At 55.1% G+C, this 25,554-nt stretch carries 26 protein-coding genes; 11 read left to right on the top strand and 15 right to left on the bottom strand.

The genetic code is table 11. The features are described 5' to 3' along the window. Nucleotides 1-47: 47 nt before the first annotated feature. Nucleotides 48-1,370 carry a M15 family metallopeptidase gene (locus BGP77_RS15360; RefSeq protein WP_108165585.1) on the bottom strand — a complete coding sequence of 441 codons (1,323 nt, stop codon included), beginning with the start codon at nt 1,368-1,370 and terminating at the stop codon, nt 48-50. 323 nt (nt 1,371-1,693) lie between these two features. Further along, complete coding sequence (locus BGP77_RS15365) at nt 1,694-2,131, bottom strand: TerB family tellurite resistance protein (protein WP_108165586.1); 438 nt, start codon at nt 2,129-2,131, stop codon at nt 1,694-1,696. Nucleotides 2,132-2,175: 44 nt separating this feature from the next. Between BGP77_RS15365 and BGP77_RS15370 the strand changes: the two genes are divergently transcribed. Continuing rightward, the gene (locus BGP77_RS15370) at nt 2,176-2,562 is read left to right on the top strand and encodes a DUF2721 domain-containing protein (RefSeq protein WP_108165587.1); all 387 of its coding nucleotides are present in this window, start codon (nt 2,176-2,178) and stop codon (nt 2,560-2,562) included. Here the strand turns inward: BGP77_RS15370 and dapE are convergent. Then, complete coding sequence (gene dapE / locus BGP77_RS15375; protein ID WP_108165588.1) at nt 2,555-3,685, bottom strand: succinyl-diaminopimelate desuccinylase; 1,131 nt, start codon at nt 3,683-3,685, stop codon at nt 2,555-2,557. The two genes, BGP77_RS15370 and dapE, sit on opposite strands and share 8 nt — an antisense overlap. An 89-nt stretch (nt 3,686-3,774) precedes the next feature. On the opposite strand from dapE, the gene BGP77_RS15380 reads away from it, so the two are divergent. Continuing rightward, nucleotides 3,775-4,044: a hypothetical protein gene (locus BGP77_RS15380; RefSeq protein WP_108165589.1), complete on the top strand. Its 270-nt coding sequence runs from the start codon at nt 3,775-3,777 to the stop codon at nt 4,042-4,044. Continuing rightward, complete coding sequence (locus BGP77_RS15385) at nt 4,041-4,448, top strand: hypothetical protein (RefSeq protein WP_108165590.1); 408 nt, start codon at nt 4,041-4,043, stop codon at nt 4,446-4,448. The genes BGP77_RS15380 and BGP77_RS15385 overlap by 4 nt, the downstream gene beginning before the upstream one ends. A 67-nt stretch (nt 4,449-4,515) precedes the next feature. Here BGP77_RS15385 and BGP77_RS18335 read toward each other — a convergent pair whose 3' ends face one another. Next, nucleotides 4,516-4,977 (bottom strand): cold-shock protein, encoded by a 462-nt coding sequence (locus tag BGP77_RS18335; protein ID WP_108165591.1) that lies wholly within the window; start codon nt 4,975-4,977, stop codon nt 4,516-4,518. 199 nt (nt 4,978-5,176) lie between these two features. Here BGP77_RS18335 and BGP77_RS15395 point away from each other — a divergent pair, with 199 nt between their 5' ends. Then, nucleotides 5,177-5,383, top strand: a complete 207-nt coding sequence (locus BGP77_RS15395) for a SlyX family protein (RefSeq protein WP_158269404.1) — start codon at nt 5,177-5,179, stop codon at nt 5,381-5,383. Between the two features lie 144 nt (nt 5,384-5,527). Beyond that, on the top strand, nt 5,528-8,014 hold the full coding sequence (gene plsB, locus BGP77_RS15400) for a glycerol-3-phosphate 1-O-acyltransferase PlsB (protein WP_108165593.1): 2,487 nt from the start codon (nt 5,528-5,530) through the stop codon (nt 8,012-8,014). Here the strand turns inward: plsB and BGP77_RS15405 are convergent. The 4 genes from BGP77_RS15405 to BGP77_RS15420 form a co-directional block, all read right to left on the bottom strand. Further along, a complete protein-coding gene (locus BGP77_RS15405) occupies nt 7,978-8,745 on the bottom strand; it encodes a class I SAM-dependent methyltransferase (RefSeq protein WP_108165594.1) in 768 nt (255 codons plus the stop codon). The two genes, plsB and BGP77_RS15405, sit on opposite strands and share 37 nt — an antisense overlap. Nucleotides 8,746-8,747: 2 nt before the next feature. Continuing rightward, nucleotides 8,748-9,557, bottom strand: a complete 810-nt coding sequence (locus BGP77_RS15410) for an undecaprenyl-diphosphate phosphatase (RefSeq protein WP_108165595.1) — start codon at nt 9,555-9,557, stop codon at nt 8,748-8,750. Nucleotides 9,558-9,599: 42 nt separating this feature from the next. Next, on the bottom strand, nt 9,600-10,295 hold the full coding sequence (gene tsaB, locus BGP77_RS15415; protein WP_108165596.1) for a tRNA (adenosine(37)-N6)-threonylcarbamoyltransferase complex dimerization subunit type 1 TsaB: 696 nt from the start codon (nt 10,293-10,295) through the stop codon (nt 9,600-9,602). Between the two features lie 137 nt (nt 10,296-10,432). Continuing rightward, entirely contained in the window at nt 10,433-11,152 is a 720-nt protein-coding gene (locus BGP77_RS15420; RefSeq protein ID WP_108165597.1) for a hypothetical protein, read from the bottom strand. Nucleotides 11,153-11,660: 508 nt separating this feature from the next. Here BGP77_RS15420 and BGP77_RS15425 point away from each other — a divergent pair. Next, nucleotides 11,661-11,969 carry a hypothetical protein gene (locus tag BGP77_RS15425; protein WP_108165598.1) on the top strand — a complete coding sequence of 103 codons (309 nt, stop codon included), beginning with the start codon at nt 11,661-11,663 and terminating at the stop codon, nt 11,967-11,969. A 4-nt stretch (nt 11,970-11,973) separates the two neighbouring features. Here BGP77_RS15425 and BGP77_RS15430 read toward each other — a convergent pair whose 3' ends face one another. After that, nucleotides 11,974-12,588, bottom strand: coding sequence for a hypothetical protein (locus BGP77_RS15430; RefSeq protein WP_108165599.1), 615 nt, complete (start codon nt 12,586-12,588; stop codon nt 11,974-11,976). 285 nt (nt 12,589-12,873) lie between these two features. Between BGP77_RS15430 and BGP77_RS15435 the strand changes: the two genes are divergently transcribed. Beyond that, the gene (locus BGP77_RS15435; RefSeq protein WP_108165600.1) at nt 12,874-13,848 is read left to right on the top strand and encodes a class I SAM-dependent methyltransferase; all 975 of its coding nucleotides are present in this window, start codon (nt 12,874-12,876) and stop codon (nt 13,846-13,848) included. A 22-nt stretch (nt 13,849-13,870) separates the two neighbouring features. Here the strand turns inward: BGP77_RS15435 and BGP77_RS15440 are convergent, their stop codons facing one another. From BGP77_RS15440 to BGP77_RS15460, 5 genes are all read right to left on the bottom strand, one after another. Then, a complete protein-coding gene (locus BGP77_RS15440) occupies nt 13,871-14,584 on the bottom strand; it encodes a winged helix-turn-helix domain-containing protein (protein WP_108165601.1) in 714 nt (237 codons plus the stop codon). 120 nt (nt 14,585-14,704) lie between these two features. Beyond that, complete coding sequence (gene upp / locus BGP77_RS15445; RefSeq protein ID WP_108165602.1) at nt 14,705-15,334, bottom strand: uracil phosphoribosyltransferase; 630 nt, start codon at nt 15,332-15,334, stop codon at nt 14,705-14,707. A 25-nt stretch (nt 15,335-15,359) separates the two neighbouring features. Next, entirely contained in the window at nt 15,360-18,992 is a 3,633-nt protein-coding gene (locus BGP77_RS15450; protein WP_108165603.1) for an ATP-binding protein, read from the bottom strand. Between the two features lie 2 nt (nt 18,993-18,994). Further along, nucleotides 18,995-19,798 carry a DUF4194 domain-containing protein gene (locus tag BGP77_RS15455; RefSeq protein WP_108165604.1) on the bottom strand — a complete coding sequence of 268 codons (804 nt, stop codon included), beginning with the start codon at nt 19,796-19,798 and terminating at the stop codon, nt 18,995-18,997. Further along, entirely contained in the window at nt 19,791-21,260 is a 1,470-nt protein-coding gene (locus tag BGP77_RS15460) for a Wadjet anti-phage system protein JetA family protein (protein WP_108165605.1), read from the bottom strand. Before BGP77_RS15460 ends, BGP77_RS15455 begins: the two co-directional genes overlap by 8 nt. 211 nt (nt 21,261-21,471) lie before the next feature. Between BGP77_RS15460 and bcp the strand changes: the two genes are divergently transcribed. From bcp to BGP77_RS15480, 4 genes are all read left to right on the top strand, one after another. Then, the gene (gene bcp / locus BGP77_RS15465; protein WP_108165606.1) at nt 21,472-21,948 is read left to right on the top strand and encodes a thioredoxin-dependent thiol peroxidase; all 477 of its coding nucleotides are present in this window, start codon (nt 21,472-21,474) and stop codon (nt 21,946-21,948) included. A 114-nt stretch (nt 21,949-22,062) separates the two neighbouring features. After that, a complete protein-coding gene (folE, locus tag BGP77_RS15470; RefSeq protein ID WP_108165607.1) occupies nt 22,063-22,623 on the top strand; it encodes a GTP cyclohydrolase I FolE in 561 nt (186 codons plus the stop codon). After that, a complete protein-coding gene (gene folX / locus BGP77_RS15475; RefSeq protein WP_108165608.1) occupies nt 22,620-22,994 on the top strand; it encodes a dihydroneopterin triphosphate 2'-epimerase in 375 nt (124 codons plus the stop codon). The genes folE and folX overlap by 4 nt, the downstream gene beginning before the upstream one ends. Before the next feature lie 66 nt (nt 22,995-23,060). Beyond that, nucleotides 23,061-24,047, top strand: coding sequence for an asparaginase (locus BGP77_RS15480; protein ID WP_158269405.1), 987 nt, complete (start codon nt 23,061-23,063; stop codon nt 24,045-24,047). Here BGP77_RS15480 and BGP77_RS15485 read toward each other — a convergent pair. Further along, nucleotides 24,044-25,534, bottom strand: a complete 1,491-nt coding sequence (locus tag BGP77_RS15485; protein ID WP_108165610.1) for an amidase — start codon at nt 25,532-25,534, stop codon at nt 24,044-24,046. The genes BGP77_RS15480 and BGP77_RS15485 overlap by 4 nt on opposite strands. Nucleotides 25,535-25,554: the final 20 nt, after the last annotated feature.

Genomic DNA, 25,554 nt, shown 5'->3' on the forward strand with positions numbered 1-25,554 from the left:
CTAATCAGCATCTTCCGTTAAGCGTTAAGCGTCTGCCACGGGTCGTCTCAGACGACCCGAATATGCCAAGGCTCAAAGCGCACGCCGAATTCGTTGTCCTGGGTATAGCGAATGTGTACAAAACCCAGATCGCGCAGGCGCTTGTATTCGTCGGTTTCAGCAAAGTCGGAGGTGAAGTTGGCGAGCCCGCCGCCAACGCGGCCGACGTCGAAGTCGCCAATGGCGTGGTAGGAATGTCCCGGCGGTGCCAGTGAGCGCGAGGCCCGGGAAATATTGCCTTCCGCTTGCACCACCTTGGCCATAAACAGGTGGTACTGCTTAACCACGCCGCGCACGCCGCTGGTGAGAATCAGCGAATCCCCAACCTGCGCCCGCAGCTGGTTATAGAAACTCTCGGATTGACCGCGCAACAGGAAATGACCAGTGCCTTGGATTTTCTGAATATCGTTGGCGTTCAGACGATGATCGAGGCGACTGATCACTCGTTCACCGAAAAAGCCCAAATCCCGGACGTCGTCATAAAACAGTTGTTCCAGATAATTCAATTCCGCTGGTGTGAACTCACCGATACGCGGCTGGTAGCGGGCGTAACGCACCATGTCATCAAAGGCGACGATATTGAAATTGCCATGACCGACATAAGCCTGAACGCGATTCATGCGCTCCAGTGCTGAAACCAAAGTCTGGAAGTCATCCTGGGTAACGAAGACGTCATCCGAAAAATCGTATTCGAAGTGCTCAACCTTTTGCCGGACTTTCTCAGCCTCGTCTTGCGACTCTTCGACATAGACCGGTGCATCGCTGGTTGCCTGGCTTTCATCAAGCACAGAGTCGGTCTGTGCCAGTGCGGTCGGTTCAACAGGTGCTTCGGGGGCAGTGGATTCGGCGGTTGCCTGTTCAACCGGAGAGGGCACCGAGGTTAACGATTCCTGAGCCGCTTCCTGACGAGCCAATCGGTTTAAACGGTCTTGGCGACTGGGCTGGGGCTGAGGCGTCACGGTAGCCGGTGCGTCGCTTTGCGCGACAGCACTGGGCTGCTCGGCCGGCACAGAGGTCAATGCTTCCTGCTGTGCTTGCTGGCGCGCCATTGTACGCTGCCAGGCATCGCTGCCCGGCTCAACGGGCGCCGCTGGCTGACTGGCAATGTCGCCAGCCGGCGTTGCCGGTGCTGTTTCAACAGGGGAACTGGGTTGGGTGGGGTTGGCCGCTGGCTGCGCAGGCGCGCTGGCCAAGGTGCCTTCATCGGAAACCGGACCCGATTTCAAGGCGTCTTCAGCTGCTTTGCGAGCTTTTTCAGCCTGGCTGATCGCCCATTCCGGTGAAGATCGACGAATCATATCCAAGGTCGCATAACCGGTTCCTGCGGCCATGGCAGAGACCGAAAGCGCCTGAAATAGGAACTGTCTACGATTCACTTCTTTATAACTCCAACCAGAATATATCCTTGCGCCCAGATTGGGGAAAACGGTCAGACAGCCGCTTTCCAATCCGACTGCGGTTGCAGGCAACTGTTCGCGCAACCCGAATTGTCACTAGTATTGACCGAGTTCACAAAGGTTGCAATGCGATGACTGCCTTTGTGAACTTTGATCCGCACGTTCGGCTGGATTTAGGGTATAGAGCGCCAAATTTCCGGCACAAAACACGCCAAAATAGACAGCAATGCGACAAGCGTCAGAAAGTTATCGGCCGATTAGCTTTCCTGTTGAGCTTCCCGCTTGGCTTGAATGAAGTGGCTATGATGGAGGTAAAGCATATCGGCAATGCGCCTGATCATATGCTCTTCGAGCTTGTCGATGGTGTTATCGGCCAACGCCGTGCGCCATAAATCGACGACCAGAGCGTATTTCTGATCTTCATCAAAATGGTCGTTAATAACGCGGGTAAAAGGATAAAGGTCCGGGCTTTCGCTATGACGTTCCTGGGCTTTTTGCACCAGCGCCGTTGCCGTCGCTTTGTCATCCCCGGTGCGCTTGGCCAGGCGCTCGGCAATAAGGTCTGCCTCGCGCTCGTCCAGATCGTGGTCCGCCAGCATGATTTCCACCATCAAGACCGTAGCGGCCTCATCCGCGGATAATTCTTCCGGTGCTTGCTGTGGTGCTTCAAACCAGTCCAGCAATTTGGCTAACATACAACTCTCCTTCCCCTTGCTGAACGCCGGAGTGTAGCAAGCTGATGAATCTGACCACACCCGCTTTACTCTTCCCCGCCATTTCACTGTTGTTGCTGGCTTATACCAACCGTTTTCTGGTGGTTGCTCAGTTAATCCGAACCCTGATCCGACAGAATCAGGACGACCCAAACAGCGATTTAACCGACCAGATACTCAACCTGAAAATCCGCATCGAGGCCATTCGCCGCATGCAGGTGCTTGGTGTGCTCGCCTTCATTGGTTGCGTGCTGGCGATGTTCTTTCTGTTTCTCGACCAAGCCCTTCTGGGCACCGGCTGCTTTGCATTGTCACTGATCTTAATGGTGGCGTCGCTCTGCTTCAGCCTCTACGAAGTTCAGATCAGCGGCCGCGCTCTGAACCTTCAGTTAAAAGGCCTGGAATTTAAGTAAGTAGGTTTTCCATCACCGCCAGGTACAGATCGGTCAGTGGCTCGAGATCGTCAATCGCTACGCATTCATCCACTTTGTGAATGGTGGCATTGACCGGCCCCAGTTCAACGACCTGCGCGCCGGTTGGCGCGATAAACCGACCATCGGAGGTGCCTCCAGCGGTCGATAGTTGTGTTTCATAGCCCATGACGTCTTTCACGGCCTGTGTTGCCGCTTGCACTAAGGCCCCTCGCTCGGTCAAAAATGGCTGACCCTTCACTTCAAAACGCAGGTCATATTCCAGTTCGTGTTTGGCCAAAATGCCATGCACCCGCTCCTGCAATTGCTCCGCGGTCACTTCGGTGCTGAACCGGAAGCTGAACACCAAATGCGCTTCGCCAGGAATCACATTGGTGGCGCCGGTTCCGGATTGAAAATTGGCAATCTGGAAACTGGTCGGCGGGAAGAAGTCGTTGCCTTCATCCCACACTTCCGTGCTCAGGTCAGCAATGGCCGGGGCCACACGATGCACTGGATTACTGGCCAGATGCGGATACGCCACATGCCCCTGAATGCCTTTAACGGTCAGGTAGCCAAGCATGGAACCGCGGCGACCGTTTTTGATGACATCGCCGACTTTATCGGTGCTCGACGGCTCGCCAACCACCGCCCAATCAATGCGCTCACCGCGCTCCACCAGCGTATCGACAACGCGGGTCGTGCCGTTATAGGCATCGCCTTCTTCATCGGAAGTGATCAAAAACGCGAGTCGACCGGGGTGATCCGGATGGCGCTGCGCAAAACGCTCAGCAGCGACGGTCATCGCCGCCAAGCTGCCTTTCATGTCGGCGGCGCCGCGACCGTACAAATAACCGTCCGATTCCGTTGGCTCAAACGGCGCAAAACGCCATTGACTGGGGTCGCCCGTTGGCACCACATCGGTATGTCCGGCAAACACCAACAACGGGCCGCCTTCACCGTGAACGGCCCACAAATTATCGACGTCCTCAAAACGCATCGATTCGTTGCGAAAGCCTACCGCCGCCAAGCGCTCAGCCAGTAATGCCTGACAACCGGCATCGTCGGGTGTAACAGAGGAGCGAGCGATCAGTTCTTTGGCCAAAGCCAGGGTGGCGGACGTCATGGACAACCTTTGTGCAGCGGGTTTAGAGCGCGCTATCATACGGTTAAATGCTGTCAGCGTCATCGCCCATGCTGTCTCGATTACTTGCAATGCGCCCGGTTTTGGTGGAATGGCTGCGCCGTCGGACGGAATCGCCCAGACAAGCGCTGAAACAATTCACCACCGGCGGTTTTATCTTTTGTGCCGGCATGATGATCATCGTATTTACCGATAAACTGGTGGCACCGAGCATGACCCAGGAAGCCATTTCACTCTTCGGTTTACTGTTGATCGTTGCCGGCGGACTCTATGCGTTAGGGGGTTATCTGGCTCTCAGCGTTTTTCGTGTTTTATTGTTTATTCTGGAACCTCGCCCGTGACCCATCACCATCGCGCTCCTGACATCGAAATCTATTTAAAAGGGTTGGCCGCAACCGACCTCGAACAGTGGCTCGCCGAGCAACTGGACGACCTGGCGGCTACCAAACGCGTGGCTGGCATGCCCAAAAACGCCCGTCCGTTTCAAGGCATCTGGGAAGGAGAACGCTTCACCATTCTGGTGATCGAAAAAGTGGTCGATGGCTTTACCAGCCTTTGGCTGAACAGCCCTGAACTACCCTGGCGAGACGATCAGGAGTGCGCTCAGGCGGCCGCCGCACATTTTCAGCGTGAAGTCCGCATTGCCGCCGATGGCTGGCAGGAAGGCGCCGAACCCGATGCCTGGATCAGTATTGCGCCCGATGGCAGCCAAACGAACATTCAATGGCAAACCGAACACTCATAACACCCATCGAGCAGACACTAAAAAAGGCGAGCCAGGCTCGCCTTTTTTAGTACTCGTGGTTCAGTAATCAGCGCTGACGCACTACCGTAACGTCTTCTGCTTGCAACCCTTTCGTGCTTTCAACCACGCCAAATTTTACGCGTTGGCCTTCCTGCAGAGAACGGTGACCCCGTCCACGGATGGACCGAAAATGCACGAAGACATCTTCGCCACTGTCACGGGTGATAAAGCCGAAACCTTTGCTGACATTGAACCATTTGACGATGCCTTCTTCGCGGGTATCGACATCGATTTCAGACAAAATCGGCTGTGCAATATATTGCGCCAGCGTTGTCAAAATCAGCATCACCAGCGCTGACAATACATACGCACTCCACTCCACCGGATGAACGCGTGCATCGGTGAGTTCGTCAAGGGTCCAGGTTTCAGGTACGGATGACAGCGACAAAGAAGCCGCCATGATGACGGGGCCAGGGACGGCCACCAACAGGGAAACCCCTGCTCGAATAAAAAATGCTTTCAACTTCATAGTGTCCACTCGGATGTTGTTGTCTTTATGACGCTCTGTCTATAGATACGCTATGCTGTGGCCCGCTATGGTGTTTGGCTGGCAGCGCCGGCGGGCCTGACATCCTGTCTTAACCAAGCTTAAAATGACAGACAAACTCCCTGTAACGGTCGTCATAATGCCAAAAACCGCCGTAAAAACCAGCCCTGGAACACTGAACATGAGCGAGACCGACCGCCTGATCGACCTGGAAACCCGCCTGACTCACCTCGATGACACCCTCGAAGCGCTCGATCGTGTGGTCATTGCCCAGCAAGACCGCATCGAACGTCTTGAACGTGCGTTGGAACGCGTACTGTCGGATCAACAAAGCCTGCGCGATGAGCTGCCCGACGACATCGATAATAAGCCGCCACCGCACTACTGAAATAACACCGCCCTTTCTGAACCCAGTGTTCTTGTGCACATCCGTCACACCTTCGACTAAGTTGCGTCGTCCGGCACTGGGCTGAACCACCCTCAATCCGTTACACTCGCGCTTTTCATCGGCCAATTCATAGGACACTTCATCATGCGGTCCCTGTTCGACCTGATCGGTCGCTTTGCTCAAACCATCCTGTTCTGGTGGGTCCGACTCGACAACAAGCCCGCCAAGATTGACCTGGAGCCTTTAAAGCAGGCGCGCACCGTTGTTTATGTTCTGGAACAACAATCCACGGCCGATGCCATGGTCCTGGATCGCCAATGCCGTCAACTGGGCTTACCCGATTTAAGCCAACGGCTGGAACTGCAAGGTTTGGAAAAACGCCGGCCGTTCATCGCCCTGCACCCACGTCGTTCGGTGTTGCGACGTCGCCGCTCCAGTATCACACCGATGATCGCAAAGCTGCTTGATCATTTGAGCGATCACCCGGACGAAGACATCCTGCTGGTACCGGTGGCTCTGTATTGGGGACGAGGTCCGCGTAAATCGAACAGCCTGCTCAAGGCTTTGCTCAGTTCGAACTGGAACGTCATCGGCCGCTTCCAAAAATTACTCACCATTCTGTTTAATGGCCGCAACACTTTTTTCGAGCTCAACGAACCCATTTCATTGCGTCGGTTAGCCGAAGACGAACCAGAACCTAACCTGGCGGCGCGTAAAGTCGCGCGGGTATTGCGCATCCATTTTCGCCGAGTGCGCACCGCTGTTATTGGTCCAGACCTGTCACATCGCCGAGTGTTAATCAGTCAGTTATTGCATACCGAGGCCGTGCGTAAGGCCATTGAGCAACACGCTGCGAGCAAAAAAATCCCGCTGGAAAAAGCGCAGAAGCAAGCCGCCAAACACGCCACTGATATTGCGGCGGACGTTTCGTATAACGTTATTCGAGTGCTTGATCTGATTTTATCGTGGCTGTGGAACCGCATTTATAACGGCGTCGAAGTCAGCGGCATTGAACCGGTTCGTGAACTGGCGCGAGATCACGCCATCGTCTATGTGCCCTGCCATCGCAGTCATATGGATTATCTGCTGCTCAGCTACTCGCTCTATTACCAGGGCCTGAATGTGCCGCATATCGCCGCGGGCGAGAACCTGAATATGCCGGTAGTGGGCAGTATTTTGCGTCGCGGTGGCGCCTTTTTTATTCGTCGTCGCTTTGGTGGTGACAAGCTGTATACCGCCGTCTTCAACGAATACATCCACAGCGTTTTTACCCGCGGCTACCCGGTCGAATACTTTATTGAAGGTGGCCGTTCACGGACCGGTCGCATGCGTCACCCAGCCACCGGCACGCTGGCCATGACGGTCCGCAGCCACCTGCGCGATTACACCCGCCCGGTTGTGTTCATCCCGGTCTACATCGGCTATGAAAAGGTGCTTGAATCGCGCTCTTACCTGGGTGAATTACGCGGTAAGGAAAAGAAAAAAGAGAATCTGTTCGATCTGGTCAAAACCGTGCGCCGACTGAAGAACTACGGCCACGTTTATCTCAATTTTGGTCAGCCAATGGCGCTGAATCACCTGCTGGATGAACACAACCCCGACTGGCGCAACCATCAATACAGCGCTGACGACAAACCCGGCTGGCTGGTCCCTTTCGTCGATAACCTGGCGCGCCAAGTCTGTACCCGCATTAATCAGGCCGCTGCACTGAACCCGGTCAACCTGGTCGCGTTAACGCTGTTAGCCACCTCGCATCGCGCCATTGACGGCGCCTTGCTGCGCAAACAACTGACACTGCTCGGTGCCTTGCAGCAACACCACCCTTACAGCCCCTTCATTACCCTCCCTGAGGGCAATGCCGATGACTGGATCGAATACGCACTCGCCATGGGAACCTTGCGCCATATTCCGCAAAAGCTGGGCGATCTTTACGGCTTCGACAGCCAAAACGCCGTGCTGATGGCGTATTACCGCAACAATATCCAGCACATCTACGCGTTACCGGCGTTGATCGCCGCTTTACTTGGTCAAGGTCAGGGCATTGATGAAACGGCACTGAAAGAAGGGGTTAAGCTGATTTACCCCTACGTCCGGACTGAATTGTTTTTGGACATCAGCGCTGAAGAAGCGGCCGACAGTGTGCCAACCTGGCTGGCTTGCCTGGCCAAGCAGCAACTGATTTTCCAAGATAAAGAGCGCTGGTACGCTGCGGACAAAGGCTCGGCCAACCGACTGCAACTGGAATTGCTGGCGGCCATTATGCTGCCAACGCTAGAGCGTTATCTGCTGACGCTGGCCGTTTTGATTCGTCTGGGCTCCGCCAAGGCATCGACCAAAGAACTGGAAAACCAGTCGCAGCAAATGGCTCAACGACTGTCTGTATTAAACGGTTTGGACGCACCGGAATTTTTCGACAAAGCGCTGTTTAAATACTTTATTCAGACGTTGAAACAACAAGGCGTGATCAGCGTCAATGCCGACAGCTGCATTGTATTCGATGACCGACTGCCGCGTGTTGTACGCGCTTCCGATCAGGTGGTGCCCGCAGAGGTGTTGTATAACATCATGCAGGTCACCGGCTTAGGAGAAGCCAATCACGATGCGTCGGATAACACCGACCGTAATGCATAAATATCAAAGCGATTGCTTTTACCGGTGAGCGCGTAAGTCGGCGCCTGGCCCGCCAAAACAGGCGCCAGGCGCGGACGCTTCACCACGACCCGCAAGCGCGCCGTTTCCAACGCGACCGGCAACAGGGCATCAGCATCGTCATCCCCACCGACCAACTGCTGAAAAAGCGCCATCGGCTTTTTCACCGCCGATTTACGCCCTATTTCGGGAAACATCGGATCCAGATAAACCACATCGGTAGCACCTACCGATTCCAGATCTTGGGCCAAGGGCAGCAAGGTCATCCGTGTTGCCGCCTCCAGGCCTTCACGTTGCGCTCGGGCTAAACCATCGCTCAGCAGCAAATACACCCATGGATGTCGCTCCAGCAGACGCACCTGGGCTCCCAGACCCGCCAGCACAAAAGCGTCCTGCCCGAGTCCGGCGGTTGCATCGATGACGTCTAATTGCGAACGCTGATGCAGACCGACGGCCTTGGCGATTGCCTGAGAACGCCCGCCGCCGTACAACTGCCGGTGCCGAGCTTTGCCCGCTACAAAATCAACAACCACCGGTTTTTGTTTAAGTGCGCGACCATCAACCAAACCCAGGCAGCCATTTTCAACCCTCAGAAATAAACCCTCTGCAGGCGCTTGTAACCATTGAACATCACAAGCCGACAGGACGCTTTGCGTTTCTCGGAGCAATGACGGTGTTTGTGAGTGATCGGCAAGAACCGGAATAGACGCCATGCTCAACTCCAGAAATAAATCACCAGCAAGACCGCACCCAGAGCAAAGCGATAGATCACAAAGGGCAAGAAGCCAACACGCTCAATCCACTTCAAAAACAGTGCGATGCACAGGTAAGCGCTAATACCAGATATCAAAACCCCAGCCAGTATCTCACCCCAATAAACTGGCAAGGCCGATTGCACCAACTCAAGTCCTTTCAACAGGGCCGCCGCCGCAATCAACGGAATGGAAAGCAAAAAGCTGAAACGGGCCGCCTGAGATTTTTGAAAACCCAATGCCAGTGCTGCCGTCATGGTAATCCCACTGCGCGACGTTCCTGGAATCAATGCCAGAGCCTGCGCAACACCAATGATCAATACCGAACGCGCGTTCAACTGTGTTAAATCAAAACGTGATTCGCCACGACGATCCGCCCACCATAAGGCGGCGCCAAACATAAGGGTCGCCACGGCAATCACCAGCATAGAGCGCAAATGCTGTTCAATAAAATCGTCCAACAGCAGACCCGCCAGACCGGCGGGAATCGTCCCCAGAATGACCCACCAGGCCAGTCGACTGTCGGCCTTCGAGTGCGGCTGATGAACCAGACTGGCGAACCAGGCGATCAGCATGGCCCAGACATCGCGCCGAAAATAAGCCAACACGGCCAGCAACGAACCGAGATGGACCGCCACGTCAAAGGCCAGCCCCTGATCCGGCCAGCCCAGCAACTGCGATGGCAAAATCAAATGCGCCGAACTGGAAATGGGCAAAAATTCCGTCAGTCCTTGAACCAGAGCCAGAATAAAAACTTGCAGATCACTGAGCACAGAAAGTTCCTTATAAAAATGCCGCTGGCAAAACCATGGCGCTCACGAACCGACCTTGGGTTTGTTATCCCAGGTCACTTTGTCACGCAGATAGATGGGTAATGCGGATTCCGGCGGCAATGCCAAATCGGGGTTTTCCACCAAGCGCCGCTGAGCCAAACGCGCTGCAACCGACGCTTTAGGTAACGTCAATGCGATTGGCTGTGTTGTCAGATGCGCTCGCCAGTTTTCCGAAAACCCATAGTCAGTCAACCAACCATTACCCACCAGCCGAACACCGGATAAAGGTTCAGGCAAACCCGATGGGTCCATCAGTTGTTCGGTATCGATCAAAGCGGGCAATCCATCGGCGCCGATCTGATAACGCGCAAAATACAATTCCTGCATGCGTGCATCCAAAGCAACCCAGGTTTCCTGGTCGACCTGGCTGTCTTCAAAAGCCAGCGTTTCGAGCGTGCTGATGGGCAGGATGGGGCAATCGGCGCCCAACGCAATGCCCTGGGCAACACCGGCGGCGATACGAATGCCGGTAAACGACCCCGGCCCGCGACCATAGACAACCGCATCCAAACTGCGTTTTGCCCAACCTGCGTCCGCAAAGAGCGCATCCAAACGAGGCAACAGCTGGCGGGCGTGCTGGCGGGGCAATTCTTCGTGAATACTGAGGTCTGTATCGGGTCCGAGCAGTGCCAGCGAACAGACATCTGCCGTGGTATCGATGGCTAATAATCGAAGCATGTAATCTCTTCCAGCTTGGTGGCGCTGTAGCCAATATTAAAACCGGCAGTTTATCACAGCCAAGTCACAGGCCATCTATGACACGCATAAAAAAAGCCACCTGAACGGTGGCTTCTTTGTATCGACAATCCCAGAAATCAGGCTTTCTTCTTAGGAGGACGACCCGGTCCGCGTTTTTTCTTCGGTCCCGGCTTTTGCTTAGTGGCTTCTTTCTTTTCCAAAGCTTTGACCTTGGCCTTGATCTTACGAGCGTTGGCTTTGATCTTCGCTTCTTCTTTAGCACGGAAGGTTTTCACCTTTTTCGCGTCTTTCTTCTTACGCGCCGCACGCCACTGAGATTCAAACTTGGCCAAGGCACCGGCCAGGTCTTCTTCCAGCTTGGTGGTCAGGTTCAATTCTTGCTCTGCAACACGCAGATCAACCTTCGCTTTGAACTCTTCAGCCTGCGCTTCGATTTCAGCGACTTTCAGGTCGAACTTAGCGGCTTTAACCGCTTGCTTCGCAGCATTCACTGCATCGCGTGCTGCTTTTTCCTGATTAAGAGCAGTATCCAGCTGGCGCTTAGCCGCCGGTGTCTTAACCGTAGACGCTTTGGTACGAGCCGTCATTTTCTTAGCTGCGGCGGCGCCCAGTTTCGCCTCAGCTTTCATAACGTTCGCTTCGGCTTTGTCCAATTTCCGCGTTGCAGAAACAACACCCGCCGTCATTACCGGTTCGGCAGTCGTGGCTTTCGCTTTGGCTTTACGTGCAGTGGATTTACGTGCGGTTGATTTCTTTGCCGCAGTTTTTTTCGGCGTACGCTTGGAACCCGGTTTGGGTCCGCGCTTTGCCGCAGTTTTTTTCTTGGCAGCTGCCATCCTTTTCTCCTTATGTTGGAATCATCGAATTTATTCGATTAAACCCGGTAAACAATTTAGTCAGTTGAAACCTAAGATGCAAATTACCGCAATAAAAAAGTGAGTAAAAATGTTATTTAAAGATGAATAATTAAAATGTGATGTGATTCGGATACGACGAGCAGCACTTAATTTCCAATTTCAATTTATAAAACGACTGACATTTTACGATTCAAATGACCACCAACGCCTTCCAAAAAATGAAGCGTTTTAATTGTTTTGACCACCATCGATAACGATTCCATGACGTACATACAACCGAAAGCCAGAGCGCTTATGATCATCAATTACAAAGAACTACAAAGTAAAAATCGTTATATTTCAACGCACTAACCGATAGCACCAACTCACACCAGGTTACCGACACCTTATCCACAATCACTCCCCAGAGTTATCCGTTGCCAGCCGAGCCACCTCGGCGGTAGCTTGACCGCGCGCTATTCAAGCTAACCTGACTGAGGGACTCAACGTGGCGGTAACGGCTGAAGTAGTGGTAGAAGCGTCTTCATCGCTGGTCTTTTTACGTCGACAGCAAGTCGCAGACATGATTGTTGAATTGTCCTTTAACGAAGCAGCGCGTCAGCGGCTGCCACAACTCAAAGGCTTATTGATCGATTCGTTGCAGCAATTGCCCGAAGCCTGCTTTATTGCTGATGACTGGACCGAGATTTTGTCTCAGGTCGTTCAGGCGCTGATGAACCCAAGCGAACACGGCGAAAACCGATTACCAGCGCATCTGCAATGCGCCATTGGTCAATTGCAACGTCGTTTGCAGTAGACCATCAGTCAGCATAAGGGTTGAGCTCGGCTAATTGCCATTGCTGGTCCTTCCAAACCAGCGTCGCCACACCCACCAATGGCTGATTTGCACTGGCTTTTAGACGCGCCAATCGCGGCTCCTGATCGAACGCTGGAGCCCATAACCATTCCGCTAATTGATCGGCAACCCATTGAAAGTGCACTTCGACCTGCGTGGCCTGGGTGGCCGACGACGTCACCCAGATTTCTCCAGTCTGCGCCAGGTGGGCGTGACCAAAACGTACCGGAGATTGTCTGATCATCAGTGGACGATCATAACGATGTGCACCGACGCGCCGGGTATTCAAACCATTAACCGTTAACTGACGGTCGGTGGCGATCATCGGCTGACGATCCAGCAATCCTTCAGCAACCAAGACGTTCATCTGTGCAATCAGCCGATCGTGTTCACCATCCACCAAAGTGGTTGGTAACGACGGCAAATTGAACTGCATAGCGGCGGAGGTAAGCTGTGGCTCAATAAGGCTAATAGCAATCAAACGCAATTGCTGACGCGCATGACCGGTTGCGCCATAGCCAGAACTCAGCGTTGGTAATATCAGCAGTAATAATGAGACAAAAACAGTCTTAGCGGCCATAGCATTCGTTACCCGCGCCAAATGGCGCTGTTGAGGCAGTGACATTCTTATTATGTCGGTACGGCGCTAAAAATCTTGATGTTAGAAGACAATCGTCCAACCAGTCGCCTCTCAATCTGAACAGCTGTTCTATAGTCAATTAACTGTTGATCGTAGCAGCAGCAGTAATGGTGACTACTCCCTGATTGGGGTCCTACCCCACTTGATGCGGATACCCTCCCCGGTATCCGCTTTTTTTATTGGCGCTGGTACACTGCGCTCCCCCGATCATGAAAGCGACTTGCAATGCACCCTTGCTGGCAAATACTCGAACGCCACCGCGATTCTCTGGACGCCACCTCGGTATTGTGGCTTGACCCTCCGCAATCCCATTCGCTGATCAAAACCGGCGACCATTGCATCACACCCAATCGGGCGAATCACCGTCAAAATCCAGCGCAATGGTTGGCACCGGATGCTGACTGGCCAGCAACGGTCGATCACCTGGTCTTGTTCTACCCCAAAGCCAAAGGCCGCCTTGAATGGTGGCTGCGCCAGGTTCAGCAACAGGCTGCCGGAGCAACGCTTTGGATTGTGGGAGAAAATCTCGGTGGCATTAAAAGCCTGCCCAAACGTGTCAGCCCCTGGGCTCGCTGCGATAAACTCGACAGCGCTCGCCACTGTGGCTTATTTGAGGTTCGGCAGGAAAACGCCTTACCCGCCGGTCAGGATTGGCTCAGTTTCAACTGGAATGACCACACCATTCACGCCCTGCCCGGTGTATTCAGTCAAAACCGGCTTGATACCGGTACCGCCGTATTGCTTGGCCAATTGCCAGCCTTGTCAGGGGAATTGTTAGAGCTGGGGTGCGGTTCGGGTGTGTTGAGTCTGGCGTTGCTGAATGGCGATCAACAAAACCACTTAACCACCGTCGATATTGACTGGTTAGCCACCACCTCAACCCAACGGACACTGACGGATGCCGGCATGGCTGATCGTGCCGAGGTCATTTGGTCTGACGGTCTCAGTGAAGTACCCGTGCAGCGCTACGATCACCTGATCACCAACCCGCCATTTCACACCGGCATTCGCACGCACTATGAACCGAGCGAGCGTTTTTTTGCGGCCAGTCACGACTGGCTCAAACCCGGCGGCAGTCTGTGGTGGGTCGCTAACGATTTTCTCGACTATCAGGCGGTGTTACAGAAAGGCGCTTTTGAGGTGCAACAGCTCGCCCACGAACGCGGTTTTCGGGTGTACCGCGCCGTGCGCAAAGGCTGAATGGCGTTAGAGCGTTGAAGCGTTAATGCTTGGAAAGGTCGCCGACGAATAAATAGCCTTTAGAACGCACCGTTTTAATGCGTCGAGGGTGGACCGGATCGTCACCGACCTTGGGACGAATACGCGACACCCGGACATCCACCGAGCGATCCTGGCCATCGTATTCAATACCGCGCAAACGGCTGAAAATTTCTTCACGCGTCAGTATCTGACCGGCATGACTGGATAACAGCCAGAGCAAATCAAATTCGGCACTGGTCAGATCAATCTGCTGCTGACCCAGCCAGGCTTCACGCATGGTGTTATCGATGATCAGGTCGCCGAATTCCAGACGTTCGGTATGACGTCGGGCTTCCAATCGGCGGCCGCGTTCGGCCCGACGAGTCAGTGACTGACAACGTGCCAGCACCAGACGATGACCGGTGTTTTTAATCAGGTAATCATCAGCGCCCATGTCCAGGCCAAGCACCTGGTCCATCTCACTGTCGCGGTGTGTGTAGAACAAAATACCGCCGTCAAAATCCTTGCGGCACAGCTTGCAGATGGTCAGGCCGCTTTCGCCGTCCAAATCCACTTCCATCAAGACCAGATTTGGCTGCTCATCCCGGATGCGCTTTAACGCCTGACTGCTGTCGGTTTCCAGTTCAACGTCGTATTCGTTATTGACCAGATACTCGCGAAGCTTGCGAACGTCTTCAGGGTGGCTGTCCACCATCAGAATACGCTTCTTACCCATCGTGTCCGCCCGATATGCCACGGATGTCCAACTCCATTAAGGCCATCAACGTCAGCGCGCGACGGCATGTTGCTCTGTCATGCCATTACTCTAGACGGTATTCGCGAAATTGCAGCTTTTTTAGCGGGTTCCGAAGATCTTGTCGCCGGCATCACCCAGGCCCGGAATGATATAGCCCTGCTCGTTCAGTCGCTCATCGATGGCCGCCACGTACAGATCAATATCCGGATGCGCCTGAGTTACGGTTTCCAGACCTTCCGGTGCGGCGACCAGAAACAGACCCATGATGCGTTTGCAGCCTTTTTCCTTGAGCAAATCAATGGTTGCGATCAGCGTTCCGCCAGTCGCCAGCATCGGATCAACAATCAAGGCCGTTCGGTCATCCACATCTTCAATGACTTTGTCGAAATAAGGCACCGGATCGAGCGTTTCTTCGTTGCGGTAAAACCCAACCACACTGACTTTCGCATTAGGAATTAACTGCATCACGCCATCGAGCATACCCAGACCGGCACGCAGAATCGGCACTACGGTAATTTTCTTGCCCTTAATGCGCTGAACCGTCATCGGTTCACCGGTCCAGCCGGTGATGTCGAATTGCTCGGTTTCCAGTTCACGACCCGCTTCGTAGGTCAGGAGGTTACCCACCTCACCGGCCAGTTCGCGAAAGTGTTTGGTACTGATGCCCGCTTCACGCATCAGACCGAGTTTGTGCTGGATCAGCGGATGTTTAATTTCATGAACGGCCATGGGTGTCTCCTGTCTTTAACTGAAGTTAAGCGTCTACATCCGCCAGAAAATCGAGTTCGGCCTGTTGACGAATCACCTTGCGATGATTGGCCCACAACGCCTTAATTTTATCCTGATTGCATCGCTGGCGATCAACCAGCACGCGCGATTGCAATTCACCAATGCGATGGCCACCGGCCAGCGGCACTTTGGAGAACACAAACTGGTTGGAAATCATATCCATAAACGGACCGGATTTACTGGTCGGCATAATGAACAATAATTGCAGGCCCAGCGCTTCGGTCAAATAGCGAATCACTTCTTTAGAGCGCGTTTCGTCCATTTTCGAGAAGGCTTCATCAACCAACACCATGCGCAGATGGCTGTCGCCTTCGTTGAAGCGGAACGCCGAGGTGATCGCCGCTGAGCGAATGATATAGGCCGGCGTTTCCAGCTGACCGCCGGAACCGGTGCCGTACTGGCTCAGTGCAATGGGCTGTTTGCCTTCCGGCTGCTTGTAAATTTCGTAGTTGCGGTAGTTGCGGTAATCGGAAATTCGCTCCAGTTCGCGCAACGCTTTCTGGTCATCATCATCGAGCAGCATGGCCATCAACTGATCGCGGATGCGCGCTGAACGGTCGCTCAACTCCGCATCGAACAGAGTCTGACCTTCGCCCAGGGTCGGGTTTTTAATCACCTCATCGAAGAAATGCCAGTATTCTTTGTATTCCGGCAGCCACTCCCAATCGAACCAGTAACGTTCGCTGTCGGCACCAAAACGATGGTGTTCCAGCTCGCGGTTGAGATCTTCCAGCACCCGCTTGCCATCGTTAATCGACTGGTAAATCGCGTGACAGAGATTGGTGACGAACGCATTGTTAAAGCTTTCTTTCAAGCTGCCCAGATTATCGACTTTCTCGACCAGAATGTTGTTCTTGATGCGGTTATAAATCTGATCAATCTGACGACGCAGTGAAACAATGCCTTTAAAGAAATCGCTCGAATGGAGGTCGGAATAATTCAGATCCAGCGCGATGGCATCCTGCGGCTGGCATTCCTGGTTATGCTCGGTTAAAGCACCTTCCAGACTGTGAGCCAGACTGTTCAATTCGCTTTCCAGCGAATGACGCAGTTTATCCTGCACGGATGGATCGGCCGTCTCGGCGGTTTCATCGGCTTCAGCTAACCGCGCTTCGACATCGAAGACCGGCCAATCCGCGGCGATGGTGCGCAAGTAGCCCTCTTTCTGCTCCGAGCGCAACGCAGTTTCTTCCTGCTGATCGCTGAGTACCTGGCATTGTTTGGACAGACTTTCCAGTCGCTCGCCCAGACTGCCTTTGCGTTCAATTAATTCGCGGATGCGCTGATCCAGCGCTTTGAGTTGCTCGTTGACCTCGGCGTATTCTTTTTCCAGCGCACTGGCATCGCTCAAATCCAGATTATTGAGCGCTTTTTCCGCTGCACCCAGACGACGCTGTGTATCGAGCATCTCGCGCACTAAATCACCATGCGCCAGGTGCGCTAACTGATTCACTGCCTGATACAAACCACTGACTTCCGCTACCTGAGCTTGAAAATCGTTGGCTTGGCCCGCCAGTTGATTCAGTTCGTCTTTCTTCGCTGCCAGAGCGCGCTCACGTGCGCCTTGACCAAACACCAGATCGGAAATCGGCAGATCACAGCGATACATGGCGTAAGAACCCGAACCGATACCGGCCTGAGTTACACCGCGACGCGTCCGTTTTAACTCATCTGTGCTGCCACACTGCTCGACCAAACCATAGCTGGCCGTCATATAAGCGCGGGCAATGGCGTGATCAAAATGCATCAGATGGACAATGGAATTGGCCGGTAACTTAACGCGATCGGCATCGGCTTGGGCTTTGGAACCCTGAATCACACGAGCGCGGTTTTCTTTCGGCAATTCGCGCACGGTTTGAATCGCCTGAGCTTCAAATTCCGGTTCCACCAGAATGGCAAAACGGCCGCCGCCGATATACCCCTCAATCGCCGATTGCCAGGCATCGTCGGCAATTTCGACATGGTCACAGAGCACGCGTGGATCGGCCTGTGGCCAGGCATCGCGAATGGCGTCCAGCGCCATACGAACGTGATACGGATAGTTCAATCGCTCGCCAGTGAGGCTGTCGATGTCTTGCTGTTTGCGATTCAAATCGAGACGCAGTTTGGCCAGGCGTTGTTCGCGGCGGTCTTGGACGCGTTGCAGCTGATCGCGCAGGCTCACACCGCTGCCGGTGCGCTCGTCGCTGAACCAGGCTTCGCGCCATTGATTCAGCGCGCTTTGCTGCGCCAGCACTTCATCCAGATGCTGCTCCAACGGCGCAATATCGATCCAGTCCTGATTCATCAGCGTGCGGAAATCAACCGGCCGCTGATTGTGTTTAGACACACTTTTGGCCAGCTGGTTCAGCGACTTATCACCCAGGTCGGCGATTTCAGTCACCAGGCTGGTTTTGGTCAGTGCCTGAATAATGGTTTCACTGGCATCCAGACTGCGACCTAAGGCATCGTCTTGTTTGAGCAAGGGTTCGGCTTGCTGAACCAGACGCGTTTTGGCCTGCTCAATATCCTGCTCCAGCTTGTCTTTTTCTTGCAGCGCATCGACACCGCGACGCTGCGCTTCCAGTGACACCAGTTGTTCGTGCGTTTGATCTCGGCGCTGTTCGGTAACGTCGAGTTCGGACTGCACATCGTCGCGTTCCTGACGCAACCGCTGCTGTTCGTTTTTGGCGTTCAGATATTGTTGCTGGTCTTTAACAAACCGCGCCCGGGCAGCGGTATAGTCGGCCAGGTTGTAGTCGAGCCATTGATCGATGTACCCATCAGCGCGGCCACGGCCTTGCGACAAACGCTCCACGGTGCGCTTCAGTCGCGCGGCTTCGCCTTCCATGCCGCTGATGGTTTTCATCAAATCGGAAACCGTGCGAATGGCTTCGCCCAGGTCTTTCTGTTCGAGAATTTCCTGCGCCACAAAGCCGTTGATTGACCGCACCGGCTTGTACGCCATAAAGCGCGAGAAAGCGCGCGCGGCGTTCAGTGCTTCGCGTTCGCTGACGGCGTCTTCACGGCCACGAATGGCGGCATAAAAACGACGCAAATACTGTTTCTTGGTGTCGTATTTCTCGACCGACAAACCACGCGCTTTCAAATAGGGCACAATTTTATCGAGCGTCACGACCTGACGACCATCGGTGCCTTCGGCGACGAAATCCACTTTGCCCAGCTGCTCCCCTTGGGCGACCAGATACACCATATCGCCCAGACGCGCCACGGCCTGGCCGCCGGCACGATCGATAAAGGCACTGGCGCCAATCACGGCGGTAAAGGGTTCACCCGGCTCACCTTCAGTGGGATGAAACACCGCTGCCAGATACCCCACAGCGCCATCGGGACGCGCGTAGGAACCGTCGTCACATCCCAGAATATAAGACGCCAGCGTACGCACCTGTTTACCGCGGCCGCGCTGGGTAGCTTCGTCCTGGCCGGGGTTAAAATGAAACAGCGTATCGTGCGCGGCGGTCATGACGGTCTGAATGGCGTCGGCCGCTGTGGTTTTACCGGAACCGTTACCACCGCTGAGCAAGTTGATTGGGCCAAAATCGAATTCCAGCAGTGGAATGTTGCCCCAGTTTACGTAGATAAATTTCTTCAGAAACATGATCAGTCCCGTGCAAAGACAGACGCGCTGTCGTCGGTAACGGTAATGCCGGAATCCTCAGCGTCGGTATCGTCAGCGTCGGATTCGTTGTCGGTTTCGCTTTCGGAGTCGAGGTCTGCAACAACCTCGTCGGACTCGGACGTCACCACGCCTTCAGCGTTCAATTCAGCTTCGTCGTCGACCGGTGCGTCGGTCAGGGTCGACAGCACGTCGTCAGATACGTAGCTGAGAATCATGGGGCGGATGCGCAACCAGAAATCACCGCTTTCCACCGCTTCATCTTGGTTCAGTTGAATCAGACGCAATTGGCGCAAACGACGAAACAGCTGACGGCGTTCGGTCAGGTTTTCCGGCAGTGAACGGCGCAACACATTGCGCATGGCAATGCTGACGCTTTCCAGCGATGCCAGTACACAACCGTGCTCATCGACCTGGCCCTCACGCAAAGCCCGGTCATACACACTGCGCAACACCAACACCAGCGCCACTTCCTGCTGGCTCAGGCGCGCGCGGAAACCGCCGCTGAACGGCCCTTCGCCGCTGTTATCCAGACCGGGCACTTCGGCGCCGGGTGGGAACAGGCGAACAAAATGAAAACGGCGATCGTGCTGAATCTGGATGCCGAGCAATTCCAAATACTCGTGTACCGGTTCTTCCAGACGCAGATAACGATCGTACAACGTTTGCTCCACCTGGCTTTCATCGCGGCACAGCACGCCGTGATCGAGCAGACGAATCAGCAATTCGCTGTACTCGGTGCGGCTGAGCCCCTGACGATCCAGCAGTCGATCCAGCTCATCAAACATCGGGTGTCTCCTCGGGCTGGTGGGCGTTCTTGTTCACCAGCCGGATAGTAAAGTTGTCGCTTGATTCAAAATATTCGCCGGGTTGATCGGCGTTTTTCCATTCGACGGTAAATTGGTAATCCGACGCCAGCGATTGGTTAGCACCCACTTCAATGGCGTGCGCCAGGGCCAGTAAATCGTCGGCGGTTTCTACCGGCAATTCGGCGGTGGTGACCGTATCGCCGTCACTCAACCGACGAGCCAGATACTGCCGCACGCGGTTGTCGTTGATTAAAAACGCCTGATCGAGCAACTGCTGCACATAGAGATCGCGGCGAGCATCGACGTCGAAATCGTCGCTGCTGTCTTCGAGCACCGTGGTTTCGAACGAGCGCCGGGTGCGCGGCGCATGCAGACGCACACCGCCGGGGTCAACAAAGCCGATGTTGGGCACCGACATCAAATCGCTGGCGCGTTCCAGCGCCGCCGCCACGCTGTCGTCATCCTGCTCCACCAACTGCTGGCACACCTGCACCACGTCGTTGTGCTGCTGACCGGCCAGATAACTGATCTGACGGATGACGATGTCAGCACGCTTGGTAAAGCTGGCGAGCGCCCGACGCAGCGCTGGCAACATGATGTCCGAAGCCGACTTCAGGCGGCCTTCAATATGGTCGAGCAAAGCCCACAGCAGGCTTTGCCCTTCGCGGACTTGTTCGGGCAGCAGTTCACGCAGCCGCTTTTCCGCGCGCGCTTTGAAATCGCGTTTTTGATGCCGAATGCGACGCACGCACTCGGCAATTTCGTCGCGGTATTTTTCCACATTATCCGCCGACAGCCGGATGGCGAGGTCGGGCTGAAAGCGCTTCTCCATATAATCGAAGAAGTCTTGAGTCGCGCGCTGTACCAACACCTGATCGCCCATTTCCCGCACCAGATCGCGCTTGCGGTCATCGAGCTCAGCAATGATATCGGTGAAATCGGCGATGATGCGTTCGGAGTTCTCCCAGGCATCGAGCAGGTCGTACACCTCGCCACGCTCCAAAAACGCCTGCAGGGAGTTACGCACGTTGCGGGTGTTGCGGTGATGCGAGCGCACGCTCGACAGATCACCGGCGACGAACGGCTCGGTAAACTGACGGCCATAGCGGCTGAAGGTGAAGCTGGAATGCAGCGTGGCTTCATCGACCTGTTTGTCGATCCAGCCGTGTTCGATCAGAGCGTTCAGTACCCAGACCGCCTGATCGCGATCACTGCGGAAGCGGCCTTCGGCCTCGCCATCGTCGCTGGCCAATTCTGGCGCGCGCGCCAAAGCGCCCTGGAAGGTATCGACCAGGTCTTCACGCGACAGCGCATGGCCGTAATCGGCGCTGGATGAGGTGTAGAGCCGGTGATACAGCTCCTTCAGACATTCCACAAACTGCTCGCGGTACTTGCCCGTCAGCGGCCTGAAGAACTGACTGCGGTCCTTTTCAAAAAACATAGGGAAATCAATAGTTTGGAGGTAGCTCTACCGAGGCCCCGAGGATACCGCAAATTGCTCTTGGCGGACAGAGACAAAGCCCGTCAAACGGTGATCGGCAGCGCAATACCGGCCCAATGCTTGAAAGTGCGGCGTCGGGCCTTATGTCTGAACGAATTCGCGGCTGTGGCCGTACCGATTAATCACCACAGAACACAGAAGGAACCGCTCGATGACCGCTTTGACATTGCCAGAAACCGGAAAGCCGGCGCCGGAGTTCACCACCCTCAATCAACGCGAAGAAACCGTGTCACTGAAGGACTATCGCGGCAAAAAGGTCGTGCTCTACTTCTATCCCAAAGCCATGACCCCAGGCTGCACCACCCAGGCTTGTGGTCTGCGCGACAGCAAAGCGGAGCTGGAAAAGCGCAACACCGTCGCGCTCGGCATCAGCCCGGATGCCCCCAAGCGACTGGTGAAGTTTATCGAAAAAGAAAACCTCAACTTCGACCTGCTCAGCGACGAAGACCACGCCATTGCCGATCAATACGGCGTCTGGGGTCTGAAGAAATTCATGGGCAAAGAATACGACGGCATCCACCGCATCACCTTTATCATCGATGAAGAAGGCAAGCTGGTGCATGTGATGGAAAAGGTAAAAACCAAATCTCATCACGACGATGTCCTGGCCGTGCTCGACACCTTGTGAGCCAGGCCGCCTCGGATCAATAGCCTCGAACAATCAGCGGTCTAGATTTCGACCGCTGATCCTCCGTCATCAAAGTGTCGTATACTGCTGCACAACTTCAGATCGAGAAATGTCATGCCACCGAGTCTGTCTGACCACTACCGCAACATCATCCTGGAACTGGGTGAAGACCCGGAACGCAATGGCCTTCAAAAAACGCCGGAACGCGCGGCCAAGGCGATGAGTTTTCTCACCGAAGGCTATGGCCAATCGCTGGAAACGGTGACCAACGACGCCGTCTTTGAAGCTGACAACGACGAAATGGTGGTGGTCAAAGACATCGAATTTTATTCGTTGTGCGAACATCACCTGCTGCCTTTTTTTGGCAAGGCGCACATTGCCTATATCCCTAATGGCAAGGTTCTGGGGCTGAGCAAATTCGCGCGCATCACCGACATGTATGCGCGCCGCTTGCAAATCCAGGAACAGCTGACCAAGCAGATTGCTGACGCCATTCAGACCGTTACCGACGCCAAAGGCGTGGGCGTGATCCTCGAAGCCAAACACATGTGCATGACCATGCGCGGCGTGCAGAAACAAAACTCCTGGATGACCACATCAATGATGCTCGGCGGCCTGCGTCACTCACAAAACACCCGCAATGAATTCCTCAACCTGATCGGTCAGCACTCATGATTCGCGAAAACACCGAAGCCCGTATCCGCATCAAAGATCTGCGCTTGCGTACCTACGTCGGCATCAAGGAAGAGGAAATCAAAAACAAGCAGGACGTGCTGCTCAACATCAGCATTCGTTTTGATGCCAGCGATGCCATCAATTCCACCGAAATCGAAGACACCTTGAACTACCGCTCCATCTGCAAAGAAATCATCGAGTTCGTCGAAACCAATCAATTTTTGCTGCTCGAACGCATGACGCATCAAGTCCTGGGCTTGATCATGGCGCACCCGGAGGTGCACGCGGCCGAAGTCGAAATCGACAAACCTCACGCCCTGCGTTTTGCTGAATCGGTTTCCATTGCTTTGAGCGCCGAACGTCAAGGCTGAATCCACTCAGCTTTCATTCCAGTCACCTGCGCCATGCGCGCAGGCTACCGCACGAGATTACCCTTCATGGCGCGTTATCTGATCATCAACACCGGCGGCACCATTGGCATGGCCGACGGCCCCAATGGCCTGCAACCGCAACCGGGCCTGTTACGTGAAACGCTGGAAACTCATCCGCGACTGGCGGCGTGGCAAAACCACGAACGGCTGTGGCAGGAATGGCAACCGCTGCTCGATTCATCCGACATCCGTCCCACTCAGTGGTATCAGCTGCGCGACCAGATTCTCAACTCCGATGCCGACGCCGTTCTCGTCGTGCACGGCACCGATACGCTGTCACACACCGCGGCGGCGTTAAGTTTTTTGCTGTCCGGCACTGGTCGCAGCGTGGTGGTTACCGGCGCCATGCGTTCGCTCACCCAGGCCAACAGCGATGGATTTGCCAACCTTGAAAAGGCACTGCAAATTCTCGAACAAGATCGCCACGAAGTCTGCGTGGCATTCGGCGGCGAACAGAACGCCCGTTGTCTGCCCGGCAGCCGCGTCAGCAAACACACCGACCACAGCACCGACGACGCACTGTTCACGCCGGGCTGGCACGACGCTGATTTTGACCAACCGGCCGGCCGCGCCGAGCAACCACCGATGCGCCCCTGGCGTCCGGCGGCCATCGGCTTAATCACCCTCTTTCCGGGGATGCCGCTCGACGGCCTGATGAGCATGATCGAGCGCAACTACCGGGCCCTGGTGTTAAACGCTTACGCCAACGGCAACGTCATGAACGATGGTGATTTAAAACGCATACTCGAACGCGCTGCGGATAAAAGCATTCCGGTGTTTGTACGCAGTCAGGTACCCGATGGCGAAGTGAAGCTGGGCCACTACGCCGCCAGCAGCATGATGGCCGACATCGGCGCCATTGCCTGCGGCAACATGCCGCTGGAAGCCGTGCTCACCAAATTGCAGATTCTGGCTTGCGAATTCGACAGCAGCGACGCCATCGTGCGTGGGTTTCTCGAGCCCTGGGCGCGGGAATGGCAAGGCCATCGTTAAAGTGGCGCCGCCCGCTCGAACCAGGGTTGTGCCTGCTCCAACTGAGCGGCCAATTGCAGCAGACGGCGGTCTTGCCCCAGCGGCGCCATAAACTGGCTGCCTAACGGCATGCCACTGTCGGTCCAATACAGCGGCACCGACATGGCCGGTTGTCCGGTCAGGTTGGCCAGTTGGGTAAAGGGTGTCTTTTCCAGGCTTTGCCACATCATCTTGTGCACCGCGCCGCTTTTTAGCAGCGCCCGGTGCAGACGCAAACCGTTGACCACTTTAATCATCAGGTTTCCCACCGGCGTTGGGTCGGTCGCGCCTATGGCGATTGGTTCGCTGGCGATGGTGGGCGTCAGAATCAGATCGTAGTGTCGGTGATAATCGTGCATCCGCCGGGCAAAGCGATTCCACAAATACTTGGCATCCACAAACTCACCTGCGCTGAGCACCTTGCCCAAATACCCCAGCACCCGAGTCGCGTCTTCCACCTCAACCTGGCCGAATTTTTGCCCCAATTCGGTGGCAATAGCGCCGATATCGGCGGCAACGTGACCAAAATAGAGCGTCGAATAGGCGTGCACCAGCTGGCCGGCGTCAAGGTCCCAGTCGATGGCTTCAACACGATGACCGAGGCTCGTCAGCAACGTCGCTGTGGTTTCCACCGCCGCTTTGGCATCATCGGACACCGCGCCGCCCACGAACGATTGTGTTGTAAAACCAATGCGCAGCGACGGCAGAGATTCTGCCAGGCTGTCCAGGTAGGTTGCCTCGGTGTGAATCGGATAAGGACTGGAGTCGTCCGCACCGACTACGGCATCGAGCATGGCGGCACTGTCGCGCACGCTGCGCGTTAACACGTGCTCGGAAACCGCGCCGTCCCAACGCTCGCTCGCATTCGGCCCGGTCGGCACCAAACCCCGGCTGGGTTTTAAACCAAACAACCCGCAGCACGCTGCCGGAATACGAATCGACCCTCCGCCATCGCCGGCTGAGGCCATTGGCACAATGCCCGCAGCCACCGCCGCGCCCGAGCCACCGCTGGAACCGCCGGGCGTCCGATCCAGGTTCCAGGGGTTGCGAGTGGCCCCAAACACCTGCGGTTCGGTCACCCCTTTCAGGCCGAACTCCGGCGTGTTGGTTTTGCCGAAAATCACCACTCCGGTCCGTTTAAAGCGTTTCACCAACTCCGAATCTTCGGTCGATAAGCGGCCTTTAAGCGCCCGACTGCCGTTGCTCAAGGGCGTGCCGGTCAATGAGCCCAAAAGGTCTTTCAATAAAAAAGGAACGCCACTGAATGGGCCATCCGGTACGCCTTGGCGAAGCTGTTCGCGCGCGTAATCGTAAAGCGGTGTGATGATGGCGTTCACCGACGGATTCACCGCTTCGGCGCGGCTGATGGCAACCTCAAGTAACTGCTCGGCGCTGACGTCGCCTCGGCGAACCAGATCGGCCAATCCCAACGCGTCTTGCTGGCGGTACAACTCGGACAAAGCGGTCATGTTCGGTGATTCCTCAACAT

The organism is Saccharospirillum sp. MSK14-1, assembly GCF_003054965.1.
Taxonomy (GTDB): Bacteria; Pseudomonadota; Gammaproteobacteria; order Pseudomonadales; family Natronospirillaceae; genus Saccharospirillum.

Excerpts from the sequence above, each read along its gene's own strand:
- BGP77_RS15435 (WP_108165600.1), top strand. The coding sequence starts at position 12,874 with ATGCACCCTTGCTGGCAAATACTCGAACGCCACCGCGATTCTCTGGAC.
- BGP77_RS18335 (WP_108165591.1), bottom strand. The coding sequence starts at position 4,977 with ATGAAGTTGAAAGCATTTTTTATTCGAGCAGGGGTTTCCCTGTTGGTG.
- BGP77_RS15485 (WP_108165610.1), bottom strand. The coding sequence starts at position 25,534 with ATGACCGCTTTGTCCGAGTTGTACCGCCAGCAAGACGCGTTGGGATTG.
- BGP77_RS15370 (WP_108165587.1), top strand. The coding sequence starts at position 2,176 with ATGAATCTGACCACACCCGCTTTACTCTTCCCCGCCATTTCACTGTTG.
- bcp (WP_108165606.1), top strand. The coding sequence starts at position 21,472 with ATGACCGCTTTGACATTGCCAGAAACCGGAAAGCCGGCGCCGGAGTTC.
- tsaB (WP_108165596.1), bottom strand. The coding sequence starts at position 10,295 with ATGCTTCGATTATTAGCCATCGATACCACGGCAGATGTCTGTTCGCTG.
- BGP77_RS15440 (WP_108165601.1), bottom strand. The coding sequence starts at position 14,584 with ATGGGTAAGAAGCGTATTCTGATGGTGGACAGCCACCCTGAAGACGTT.
- BGP77_RS15430 (WP_108165599.1), bottom strand. The coding sequence starts at position 12,588 with ATGGCCGCTAAGACTGTTTTTGTCTCATTATTACTGCTGATATTACCA.
- dapE (WP_108165588.1), bottom strand. The coding sequence starts at position 3,685 with ATGACGTCCGCCACCCTGGCTTTGGCCAAAGAACTGATCGCTCGCTCC.
- BGP77_RS15405 (WP_108165594.1), bottom strand. The coding sequence starts at position 8,745 with ATGGCGTCTATTCCGGTTCTTGCCGATCACTCACAAACACCGTCATTG.
- folE (WP_108165607.1), top strand. The coding sequence starts at position 22,063 with ATGCCACCGAGTCTGTCTGACCACTACCGCAACATCATCCTGGAACTG.
- folX (WP_108165608.1), top strand. The coding sequence starts at position 22,620 with ATGATTCGCGAAAACACCGAAGCCCGTATCCGCATCAAAGATCTGCGC.
- BGP77_RS15420 (WP_108165597.1), bottom strand. The coding sequence starts at position 11,152 with ATGGCAGCTGCCAAGAAAAAAACTGCGGCAAAGCGCGGACCCAAACCG.
- BGP77_RS15395 (WP_158269404.1), top strand. The coding sequence starts at position 5,177 with ATGAGCGAGACCGACCGCCTGATCGACCTGGAAACCCGCCTGACTCAC.
- upp (WP_108165602.1), bottom strand. The coding sequence starts at position 15,334 with ATGGCCGTTCATGAAATTAAACATCCGCTGATCCAGCACAAACTCGGT.
- BGP77_RS15455 (WP_108165604.1), bottom strand. The coding sequence starts at position 19,798 with ATGTTTGATGAGCTGGATCGACTGCTGGATCGTCAGGGGCTCAGCCGC.
- BGP77_RS15450 (WP_108165603.1), bottom strand. The coding sequence starts at position 18,992 with ATGTTTCTGAAGAAATTTATCTACGTAAACTGGGGCAACATTCCACTG.
- plsB (WP_108165593.1), top strand. The coding sequence starts at position 5,528 with ATGCGGTCCCTGTTCGACCTGATCGGTCGCTTTGCTCAAACCATCCTG.
- BGP77_RS15365 (WP_108165586.1), bottom strand. The coding sequence starts at position 2,131 with ATGTTAGCCAAATTGCTGGACTGGTTTGAAGCACCACAGCAAGCACCG.
- BGP77_RS15380 (WP_108165589.1), top strand. The coding sequence starts at position 3,775 with ATGCGCCCGGTTTTGGTGGAATGGCTGCGCCGTCGGACGGAATCGCCC.
- BGP77_RS15460 (WP_108165605.1), bottom strand. The coding sequence starts at position 21,260 with ATGTTTTTTGAAAAGGACCGCAGTCAGTTCTTCAGGCCGCTGACGGGC.
- BGP77_RS15480 (WP_158269405.1), top strand. The coding sequence starts at position 23,061 with ATGGCGCGTTATCTGATCATCAACACCGGCGGCACCATTGGCATGGCC.
- BGP77_RS15360 (WP_108165585.1), bottom strand. The coding sequence starts at position 1,370 with ATGGCCGCAGGAACCGGTTATGCGACCTTGGATATGATTCGTCGATCT.